The organism is Corynebacterium sp. HMSC034A01 (assembly GCF_001838175.1).
In the GTDB taxonomy this organism is placed as follows: Bacteria; Actinomycetota; Actinomycetes; order Mycobacteriales; family Mycobacteriaceae; genus Corynebacterium.
The window spans coordinates 119,946-129,919 of record NZ_KV835975.1 but is presented as its reverse complement, the minus strand read 5'-3'; the positions used below and the strand labels follow the sequence as shown (position 1 = coordinate 129,919).

The following is a 9,974-nucleotide window of genomic DNA, read 5'->3' as shown; positions in this document are numbered from 1 at the left end:
GACCAGGAAGACCTGGTAGTCCATGGCCAGACCGAAGGTGAGACCGATGAGCATGATGGGCAGGAAGGACAGCAGCGGCTGCGGGTCCTCGATGAGGCCGAACATCCCTTCCTGGAAGATGGCCACGGTCACGCCGAAGGTGGCTGCCATGGACAGGCCGAAGCCGAGCGCGGCGATCAGCGGAACCCAGATGGAGCGGAACACCAGCATCAGCACGATGAATGCAAGCCCCAGAACGATGGCGATGTAGGGCACCAGCACGTTGGAAAGCATCTGCGAGATGTCGTCGAAGATCGGCGTGATGCCGGTGATGCCAAACGTGGCGCCGGTTTCGTCCTCGAACGGCTGCTGGAACTCGCGCAGGCGTTCCAGTGTGTCGGTGGTTGCCTGGTCGGTCGCTCCCGAGTTCGGCGTAATCAGGATTTGGGCGGCGTCGAAGTTTTCGGTGGTCTGCACGATCTGCGCGTTGACCACACCCTCGGTGCCGGAGAAATCCTGCAGCAGCGTCTGGTAGGCGCCCATGCGGTCCTGCTCCGCGACCTCAGCGGTGTCCACGTACGCGATCATCGGGGCGTTGCGGCCGTGGCCGAAGGCGTCGTCGATGAGCTCGTACGCCTCGCGCTGCGGGGAGCCGAGCTTCGCGGTGCCGTCCGTCGGCATGGCCAGGCGCAGGTTGGCGGCGGGGATAGCGAGGATGCCCAGCAACAGCACACCGGCGATGAGGTTGAGCCAGGGGCGGGCGCGGATCTGGCGGGCCCAAAGCAGGCCCATGGTCGGCTTCTCGTCCTCCGGATCCGGCACCTTCGGGCCGGGGATGCGGATCGCGAACGCGCGGGTGCCCAGCAGGCCGAGCAGCGACGGCAGGAACGTCAGCGCCACGAGGACGGCGATGGCGACGGTTGCCGCGGCGGCAAGCGCCATGGTGGTCAGGAACGGGATGCGGATGATCGACAGGGCGGCCAGCGCGATAAGCACCGTCGTACCTGCGAAGACGACGGAGCCGCCCGCCGTGCCCAGCGCCATGCCCATGGCGTGTGCGCGCGTCGCCTTGTCCATCTTCTTTAGCTCCTGCGCCAGTTCCTTCGGCGACAGGTTGTTGAGGCCGGACGACGAAATCAGCTCGTTGCGGAAGCGCGCGACGATGAACAGGGAGTAATCGATGCCCACGGCAAGCCCGATCATGGACGCCAGCGTCGGTGTCATATCCGAGATCGAGTCGGTAAACAGCGTGCCCAGCTGCACGCCGAGGATGCCCACGCCGACGCCCACAACAGCGGCGATCAGCGGCAGACCGGCCGCAACCAGGGAACCGAAGGTGACCAGCAGGACGATCGCGGCGACGGCCATGCCGATGAGCTCTGAGGTGCCGTCCATCTCGCCAGCACCGCTGAACGCGTTGCCGTTGTACTTCACGGTGAGATCGGTCTCGTCGTAACGCTCGAGGATGCTCTCGACCTCGTCCAGGGACTCCTCTGGGATGTCCATGATGGTGTCGTCCGTGAAGGTGACGGACACGGTGCCGGTGGTTTCGTCCGGGCTCAGCGGCGACAGGGCTGCGAGGTCGGCGTCGATCTGCTCCTGGGGCATGCCCTGGGCTGCCTTAGCCTCGCCCATCTGCTGGGCCATGCCGCCGGCAGCGAGCACCGGGTTGACAATCGCTTCCGGCTCGCGGAAATCACCGGTGGCCTTGAGCTCGTCGAGCATCGCGTCGACCTCAGCCATCACCTCCGGGTCCTTGAGTGTTTTGCCCTCCGGCGCCTTGATCACGACGCTGCCGGAGGGCACGCTCATCGCGTCCTCGTCGGTGCCGAAGCGCTCGTTCATCTCCTCCTGCGTGACGGTGGAGTCCATGTCGGGCATGGAAAAGGTTGGGCTGGGAGATTTTGCGAAGTTCACGGCGCCGAAACCAAGGGCACCCAACAGAATGAGCCAGACGGCCAAGAAAGGCCAGGCTTTTCTATATGACCAGCTTCCGAGCCGGTAGAGGAATTCAGACATGTTGCACACAGTACGCAAACTTGCGCAGTGTGTGCAAAATGATTGTGTGGGGCTAGTCCCAGCCGGAGTCGCGCGTGGCGCGTTGTTTGAGGTGGTGGCCCATGTGGGGGATAACGAAGTTGAGCGCGCCACGGCGAGGGGAGTAGATCAACTCTCGGTCGATGAGCTTCTGCCGCACCATGGAGACTTGCTGCACGCGTTTGCCTAACTGCTGCGCTACAGCTGAACTCGGCACCGCTTGGTGGCCGTCCTGTACTTCGGCCATCGCCTCGAGGTATTCGAGTTCGGCAGCGGGCAGGTGTAAAAGCGCCGGTTGGTGGACCAAATCGCCAAGTGTCTGCAGCACGTCCGGGGTAACTGCCACAAGGTCGTCGTGGGAAACGAGCTGGTCCCGGCGGCTCGCCCGTTCAAACAGGTGGTATCCGAGGAGCTGGATGAGAAATGGGTAGCCGCGGGTCAGCTCTGCGGCGTCCGTGAGCACCTCGTGAGGGATGTCGACTGCCCCCTGCGCAGCGGTGTCCCTCAGTACCGAAAGCGTCTCTGTTGGTGTCATTGGTGCGAGCACGGCGTGCTGGGCGCGCCGCAGAAATGTGGTGCCCGGGTGTTGTAGTAGCGACTCCACGCCGTCAGGCAATCCGGCTGCGGCGAAGGCGATGTCGCGCCCGTCCCGGCGCAGATCCTGCACCGCCGCAGTAAGTTGCCACAGCTCATTCGCGGCGACGCTTTGGACTTCGTCCAAGGTGATCAGAGCACCGGATTCGGGCGGTAGCTCGTCGCAAAGTGTGTTGAGCGAACCGATTAACGATGGTGCGGGTTTGTCGCCCGGGGCGGTGGTGGTTGAAAATCCGCCGATGCCGGAGACCGTCACACCAGTGATGCGGCGCCGCTCCGGGTCCTGTTGACGTACCGCGGCGAGCGCCTGCGGGATCACGGTGGCGACCAAAGGGTCAATGAGGTCATAGGGCTGGGCGCGTAACACGATCCAGCCGTGGCCGGTGGCTTCGTCTTCGAGTTCGTTGAGCGCGACCGTCTTGCCGATGCCGCGCGGGCCTGAGATGAGCAGGGTCCGTCGTGGGTCGCCCGGCCCGCCGTCGAGGCCGGCGCCGAAGCTGCGCGTGAGGTTGTCGTCGCCGCCGAGCACAATGGGGGAGACGCCGAACGTGGGGATAAAGGGATTGCGCATCCGTGCCTCCTAGAGTCTTTATACTCTTTATACACGCGGAGCTCTTTATACTCCTTATAATCCCAGCTGGGAGGGACTTTCCTGGCTACTCGCCGCGCATGAGCGCGAGCGTGAGCTCGTAGCAGCGCTGCAGCGACGGCACTGGCAGAAACTCGTAGATCGAGTGGAAGTTGTGCGCCCCAGTGAAGTAATTCGGCGTGTAAATGCCCTGGTTGGACAGCCACGCGCCGTCGGTGCCGCCGCGCATGTCCAGCTCCTTGGCCTCGATGCCCAGCCGCTCCATTGCCGCGCGCAAACGCTGCGAGGCCACGGCGTTGTCCGGCGTTTTCGCGTCCGAGATGTTGCCGTAGACGTCCTCGATGGTGCAGGTGACGGTGGCGCGGGGGTGGGCGTGGGCGAGCTCGTCGGCAAGCAAACGCACCCGCTTCTTCTTCTCCTCGTAGCTGGCCCGGTCGTGGTCGCGGATGCTCAGGCTCAGCGTGCAGGTGGACTGGTTGCCCTCGATGTGATTGCACCAGATGTAGCCCTCGAGGCCCTCGGTGTGCTCGGGCGTTTCCAACGGATCCAGCCGGGAAACGAAGTCCATGCCGACCGTGATCGGGTTGACCAGGTTGCCCTTCGCATTCATCGGGTGCGCGCTCACCCCTTGGATCGCGATGGTGGCGGTGGCGGCGTTGAACGTCACCTCCACCACCTCGCCGAGCTCGCCGCCGTCGACGGTGTAGGCGTAGTCGACGGGGAAGCGGTCAAAGTCGATGGTGCGCACGCCGCGCAGTCCGATCTCCTCGTCGGGCACGAACGCGACGTAGACATCCCCCGCGGGCGCCTGGCCGCCAAGCGCGGTGACCGCCTCCATGATCGCGGTGACGCCGGCCTTGTCGTCGGCGCCGAGCACGCTCGTGCCGTCGGTATGCAGGATCGTCTGCCCGACATAGGCTGCGAGTTCGGGGTGCTCGTCGGCGCGCATCCACGTCTCACCCAGGCGCAGGTCGCCGCCCGCGTACTCGGTCACCTGCGGGTTTACCGTGGGGGAGAGGTTCACGTCCACCGTGTCCATGTGCGAGCAAAAGCCTATCGACGGCCCCGTGCCCGCCCCCGGGATCTTCGCCGTGACCACGCACGTGTCCGACAGATGCACGTCGGTGGCGCCGGCGGCCGTGAGGTCGCCGACAAGCATTCGCGCAAACGCCCACTGGCTGTCGGTGGAGGGGACCGCGGCCGCGGCGGCGTCGGACTGGCTTTCGGTGCGCACGTAGCGCAGGAAGCGCTCGGTAAGGTGCTGCTGCGTCACAGCAGCACCCCGACGCCGCGCACAATCGAATCCCACAGGCCGATCACGGAAAGGCTGAGGTCAGAAAGCGATTCCTGCCAGGACGCGGGCAGGAAATTGTTCGTGATGTCGGTGGTCAGCATGATGCGCAGATCTTCCGCGCCGTGGTGCATGTTGTAGGTCAGCTGCGAGCTCAGATTCATGCCGCCGATGCTACGCCCGCTTCTTAGCGCACCTCCGGCTAACCGTACGAACATCCCATTTTGCAGGCCTTATAGGAGTGACTAGCGTCAGGTATATAACAACCGAATCAAGGAGGGGCACAGTGACCACAGCAGTCACACCTGCAGCAAGCACAGAGCAACAACCCGTGGAAAAAGAACGCAACACCGGCAAGATCATCGCGTTCATCTTGGCGTTTGTGGCACTCGGCGTCGTGGTGATGCTGCCGATCGCGGGACTGGCCATGCCGGCAAAGATCGCACTCGGCATGCTGGCCTTCGCCGTGATCATGTGGGTCACCGAGGCGGTGTCCTACTCGGTTTCCGCCGTGATCATCGTCGGCCTCATCGCGATCATGCTCACCTTTGCGACAGACCCGGAGACCGGGCAGGCGGTCGGCGCGTCCAAGGGCCTGAGCATCGCGATGAGCGGCTTCTCCTCGTCCGCGGTGGCACTGGTAGGTGCCGCGCTCGCGCTGGCCACGGCCATGCAGGCCACGGGGCTGCACCGCCGGCTGGCGCTCTACGTGCTCAAGACTGCGGGCGAGAAGGTGTCCCACATCGTCATCGGCGCGATTGCCATCTCCATCATCTTGGCGTTCTTCGTCCCCTCCGCAACGGCCCGCGCCGGCGCTGTGGTGCCGATCCTGATGGGCATGGTCGCCGCGTTCGGCCTGGCCAAAGAGTCGAAGCTGGCGGCGCTGCTGGTGATTACCGCGACGCAGGCGGTGTCCATCTGGAACGTCGGCATCAAGACCGCCGCGGCGCAGAACCTGGTGGCCGTCGGCTTCATCGAGGACCAACTGGGCCAAACCGTCTCCTGGGGCCAGTGGTTCCTGTGGGCCGCGCCGTGGTCTGTGCTGATGTCGATCGCGCTGTTTTTCATCATGCGCTGGGCGATCAAGCCGGAGGCTGAGGAGATTGAGGGCGGGCGTGAGCTCGTCGAGAAGCAGCTTGCAGAGATGGGCCCGATGACCGGCGCCGAGAAGCGCCTCACCGCAATCGCAGTCGCGCTGCTGCTGTTCTGGGCGACAGAGGGCGTGCTGCACCCGATCAGCTCCGCCACCATCACCATCGTCGCGGTGGGTATCATGCTTACCCCGATTATCGGCGTGATGGACTGGAAGTACGCGCAAGAGCACATCAACTGGGGCACCCTGGTCGTCTTCGCCGCCGGCATCTCGCTGGGCAAGTTCCTGCTGGACACGGGCGCTGCAACCTGGCTGTCGGAGTCCACGTTTGGTGCCATCGGCCTGGCATCCATGCCGATTCTGGCCACGATCGCGCTGGTGAGCCTGTTTAACATCCTCATCCACCTGGGCTTCGCTTCGGCGACCTCGCTGGCCTCCGCGCTGATACCGGTGTTCATCGCGCTGGCGGCCACCCTGGACGTGCCCAACAACGGCATCGGCTTCGTGATCATCCAGCAGTTTGTCATCTGCTTCGGCTTCCTGCTGCCGGTCTCCGCGCCGCAGAACATGCTGGCCTACGGCACCGGCGCGTTCACCTCCAAGCAGTTCCTGCGCACCGGCATTCCGCTGACGATCGTGGGCTACCTGCTCATCCTGTTGTTGTCGGCGACGTACTGGAGCTGGATCGGCCTGCTCTAGCTACTCCAGAATCAGGCCCAGGTGCAGCGCGGATAGTTCGTGCTCGCCTGGGCCTTTCGGCAATTCGGCGAGCTCTTTAGCGGTCGCGGGCGTCACCGGAATGATCCACCCGAGCTTCGGGTCCAGCACCGGCACGGCCTCCCGGTCCACCGGCACGAAAGTGACGTCGCGCTCGCCTTCGTGCCGCAGCTGCACCGCGCCGCCGGCGGCGATGCGATCGAGCGCGGCCGCCGTGGTGGTCACGATAACCATCTTCTCCTCGGTGTCGGGGGAGAGTTTCGCGGTGTGCACCGCAAGCCTATCGACGTCCAAAGGTTCAAACCGGTCCGGAAAATCCACCAGCGGCGTATGCCCGAGGCCTAAAAGCTGCCGTGCGCGACTGAGAAATCCCATGCCCGCCGAGTGTATAGGGCCGCCGTTAGTGAAAGAGCAGGCGCATCGCCCCGAACTGGTGGTACGGATTGGGCACCGCGTACCCCCTGGGCGAGACCCACACCGGCATCCCGCCGATGAAGCGCACGCGGCCGCGCTTGTTGATGTGCGCGTCATCGTCGTTCGTCCGGTTGTGGTACGGGCACAGCATGGCCAGGTTGTTCATGTTCGTCTCGCCACCGTGCTTCCAGGGCACGACGTGGTGCACTTCGCAGTGGTCGGCGGCGTGGCGACAGTCGGGCACCAGACACACCGGTGAGGTCGCCTTGGCCAGGATGCGCTGCTTCCGGTTTGCGTGGCGTTGGCCCTGATACAGGTTCACCGCGCCTTCCTCCGGGTGGAATAGCGCGACCTGGAGGGTGTCGCCGGCGAGGTACTGCAGGTACTCGGCGCCGGTGATGGTGGTGCCGTCGGTCAGACCCAGGATTGTCTCGTCGCCGTCGCCGGCGAGGATGCGGACGTGGTCGTCGAGTGGCACGAGAATCAGCGGGGTGGGGCAGGCGGCGGGGACGGAGTCGCCGTCGCGAAGCAATGCGACGAAGCGTTCGAGCATCTGCGGGCCGGCGGGTTTGGAGGTGTCGATGCCGCGGCGCAGAGCGGCTTCGAGGTCGGCGAGGAATCGTTCGTCGAAGATGATGTGCAGCACCCGCTTGCCATCGATGGACTTGGAAAACGAGATCGAATCCTTCCGCGGCTTCTTCTTCACCGGGATCAGATTCTTTGCGGCGCGTTCGAGTGATTTGTACCGCTTCGATGCCTTGAGCAGCGCCAAGCGCAGTCGCCAGCGCGTGCCTTCATGCGCGATGGGTTTTAGGCGGCGCTCGATCATAGCCAGCTGTTCCACGGAAAAGTCCCCTTCGCGGGCTCTGTTCAAGGCTTTGCGCTGCTGCTTGACGTGTCTGGTGCGTCCGAAGTAGACAGCCTCCAGCTGCTGCCAGGCGGTGGCGGTGGTCGGGCTCATGCCGATGGAAAGTGCGGTCTCGCGGTCAAAGTTTTCAAGGTGGTCGACGGTCGGGCGGTTTTGGACGAAGTGTCGGAAGCTCATGCGGGGAAACCTAAACGCAAAAAGCAACTCCGCAAGCCCCCATGAACGAAATCTGTGGATAACCCTGCGCGGGGCGGGGAGTTATCCACAGATTTGGAAACGCTGGGAACCCGCGTACAGTATCCGCGCCACACCCCGGTTACAGTGTCTGACATGGCAGAAAAGGGCACCTCTTACCGCGCTGAGCTGGTCATGCCGTACGGCACCGGCGACGTGGTTGTCTCCCCGCACGACTACGCCTCCCCGCTTGGCACCCGGCTCACGCGCGCCGGCTGGAAGTCAGTGCTGCGCCGCATCGTCACCGATTTTTCCAACGACGCCATGGTGGACCGCGCCGCAGCGATGACGTACTACACGCTGCTGTCGCTCGCGCCGATGCTGCTGGCGTCGTACTCCATCTTCAGCCTGCTCATGCCGCGCGAGGAGGACGCCCCAGATTCGCTGCTGGCCGATTTGATCCGCTCGTACGTTCCGGCGGAGCTGCAAGAAGATGCGCTGGCGTTGGTGCTTTCGATTGTTGGGACGCCGTCGCAAAGCACGATCGCCCTCGTGGTCTCGGTGCTGATCTCGCTGCTGTCCGCGTCGGGCTACGTGCGGTCGTTTTCGCGTAACGCGAACCTGATGTACGGCCGCACTGAAGGCCGCCCGATTGTGGTGACGTGGGCGACGATGTGGCTGGTCACCCTGGTGCTCGTCATCGGCGCGGTGGTGATCATTTTGGGGGCGCTGCTTACCGACGGCATCGTCAACGCAGTCCTCGGACCACTGGCACGCCCACTACGGTTGGAAGACGAGCTGGAGTACCTCACCTCGATCTTCCTGCCCGTGTGGGACTACCTGCGCGGCCCCGTGATCGCGGTGGTGGCAGTCGCGCTGGTCAGCGTGCTCTACCATTTCACCCCGAACGTGCGGCCCGGGCGGTTCCGGGTGCTCACACTCGGCTCGGCGCTCGCACTAATCGTGGCCAGCGGGCTGTGGGTGGGCTTTGGGTGGTACCTGAAGCTTGTGGGGGTTCGCAGCACCTACGGCGCGTTTGGAACGGTGCTGGCCGTTTTGGTGCTGGTGTGGACGATGAACGTGGTGCTGCTGATGGGCGTGAAAATCGACGCCGAGGTGCTACGCGCGAAGGAGTTGCAGGCGGGGATGGATTCGCGCCGCTGCATCCAGGCGCCGCCGCGCTCCAGCCGGGGCGCTGCAGGAAGGCTGCAGATGCGGCGATGGACCGACCGGGTGGCAGACGAAATCTTGGACGGTTGAGCACCGGCGTGCAGGTAGCGTGGTGGCATGACACTGATTGATCCCCGTACGAAATACCCGTCCGAATTCCCCTCCGAGCCGCGCCAGGACAACCCCGGCCTGGACGTGAAGATGGCCACCGAGCCCGATCTGGGGCAGGATTCCTACGAAGGCTCCGGCAAGCTCGATGGCCGACGCGCACTGATCACCGGCGGCGACTCCGGCATCGGCGCCGCCACCGCCATCGCGTTCGCCCGCGAGGGCGCGGACGTGGCCATCTCCTACCTGCCGGAGGAGCAGGAAGACGCGGAGCGCATTGTGAAGCTCATCGAGGACGCAGGGCGCACAGCAGTGGCGATCCCGGGAGACCTGCAGGAGCTGGACAACTGCATCGCCGCGGTGGAAAAGACCATCGAGGCACTTGGCGGCATTGACATCCTGGTCAACAACGCCTCGCGCCAGGTGTGGAACGACGGGCTGCTCAACATCTCCGACGCCGATTTCGACGCCACCATGAAGACCAACATCTACTCCGCCTTCCGTGTGACCAAGGAAGCGGTCAAGCACATGGAGCCAGGGTCATCCATCATCTTTTCCACCTCCATCCAGGCGTACGAGCCGTCCAAGGAACTGCTGGATTACGCCATGACCAAGGCTGCCTTCAACAACCTGGCCAAGGGCCTGTCAGGTGAGCTGCTGCCGTCCAGGGGGATCCGGGTCAACGCGGTCGCGCCGGGGCCGATCTGGACCGTGATTCAGCCGGCCGAGGGGCAGCCCAAGGAGGTCGTGGACAACTTCGCGCAAGACTCCGACATCGGCCGCCCGGGTCAGCCCGCGGAGCTCGCTGGTGCGTACGTCTTCCTCGCATCCGAGGCCGCGTCCTACATCTCCGGCGAGACGCTCGCGGTCACTGGTGGTGCGTTGACTCCGTAGTATTGAACAGCGTTCAAATCGTGGTGTGAGCTGCTAACGTTCTAGC

General features: G+C 64.4%; 9 protein-coding genes. 3 read left to right on the top strand and 6 right to left on the bottom strand.

What is annotated here, in order from left to right; genetic code table 11:
- The 4 genes from HMPREF2791_RS09700 to HMPREF2791_RS09685 all read right to left on the bottom strand — a co-directional run.
- Nucleotides 1-1,998, bottom strand: a 1,998-nt coding sequence (locus tag HMPREF2791_RS09700) for an MMPL family transporter (protein WP_070845175.1), incomplete at its 3' end; no start/stop codon positions are given.
- Nucleotides 1,999-2,050: 52 nt separating this feature from the next.
- Nucleotides 2,051-3,181: an ATP-binding protein gene (locus tag HMPREF2791_RS09695; RefSeq protein ID WP_070845174.1), complete on the bottom strand. Its 1,131-nt coding sequence runs from the start codon at nt 3,179-3,181 to the stop codon at nt 2,051-2,053.
- An 85-nt stretch (nt 3,182-3,266) separates the two neighbouring features.
- Nucleotides 3,267-4,472, bottom strand: a complete 1,206-nt coding sequence (gene pepT, locus HMPREF2791_RS09690) for a peptidase T (RefSeq protein ID WP_070472710.1) — start codon at nt 4,470-4,472, stop codon at nt 3,267-3,269.
- Nucleotides 4,469-4,654: a hypothetical protein gene (locus HMPREF2791_RS09685; RefSeq protein WP_070845173.1), complete on the bottom strand. Its 186-nt coding sequence runs from the start codon at nt 4,652-4,654 to the stop codon at nt 4,469-4,471. The genes pepT and HMPREF2791_RS09685 overlap by 4 nt, the downstream gene beginning before the upstream one ends.
- Nucleotides 4,655-4,776: 122 nt before the next feature.
- On the opposite strand from HMPREF2791_RS09685, the gene HMPREF2791_RS09680 reads away from it, so the two are divergent.
- Complete coding sequence (locus HMPREF2791_RS09680) at nt 4,777-6,282, top strand: SLC13 family permease (protein ID WP_070845172.1); 1,506 nt, start codon at nt 4,777-4,779, stop codon at nt 6,280-6,282.
- Here HMPREF2791_RS09680 and HMPREF2791_RS09675 read toward each other — a convergent pair whose 3' ends face one another.
- Entirely contained in the window at nt 6,283-6,675 is a 393-nt protein-coding gene (locus tag HMPREF2791_RS09675; protein ID WP_070845171.1) for a hypothetical protein, read from the bottom strand.
- 25 nt (nt 6,676-6,700) lie between these two features.
- Nucleotides 6,701-7,759 carry an HNH endonuclease signature motif containing protein gene (locus tag HMPREF2791_RS09670; RefSeq protein WP_070845170.1) on the bottom strand — a complete coding sequence of 353 codons (1,059 nt, stop codon included), beginning with the start codon at nt 7,757-7,759 and terminating at the stop codon, nt 6,701-6,703.
- A gap of 153 nt (nt 7,760-7,912) precedes the next feature.
- Here HMPREF2791_RS09670 and HMPREF2791_RS09665 point away from each other — a divergent pair, with 153 nt between their 5' ends.
- A complete protein-coding gene (locus HMPREF2791_RS09665) occupies nt 7,913-9,016 on the top strand; it encodes a YihY/virulence factor BrkB family protein (protein ID WP_070845169.1) in 1,104 nt (367 codons plus the stop codon).
- A gap of 27 nt (nt 9,017-9,043) precedes the next feature.
- On the top strand, nt 9,044-9,928 hold the full coding sequence (locus HMPREF2791_RS09660; protein ID WP_070845168.1) for an SDR family oxidoreductase: 885 nt from the start codon (nt 9,044-9,046) through the stop codon (nt 9,926-9,928).
- Nucleotides 9,929-9,974 lie beyond the last annotated feature (46 nt).

Bases quoted from the DNA above. Each gene is read 5' to 3' on its own strand.
- HMPREF2791_RS09660 (WP_070845168.1), top strand. From the start codon at position 9,044: ATGACACTGATTGATCCCCGTACGAAATACCCGTCCGAATTCCCCTCC.
- HMPREF2791_RS09685 (WP_070845173.1), bottom strand. From the start codon at position 4,654: ATGAATCTGAGCTCGCAGCTGACCTACAACATGCACCACGGCGCGGAA.
- HMPREF2791_RS09695 (WP_070845174.1), bottom strand. From the start codon at position 3,181: ATGCGCAATCCCTTTATCCCCACGTTCGGCGTCTCCCCCATTGTGCTC.
- HMPREF2791_RS09670 (WP_070845170.1), bottom strand. From the start codon at position 7,759: ATGAGCTTCCGACACTTCGTCCAAAACCGCCCGACCGTCGACCACCTT.
- HMPREF2791_RS09665 (WP_070845169.1), top strand. From the start codon at position 7,913: ATGGCAGAAAAGGGCACCTCTTACCGCGCTGAGCTGGTCATGCCGTAC.
- HMPREF2791_RS09675 (WP_070845171.1), bottom strand. From the start codon at position 6,675: ATGGGATTTCTCAGTCGCGCACGGCAGCTTTTAGGCCTCGGGCATACG.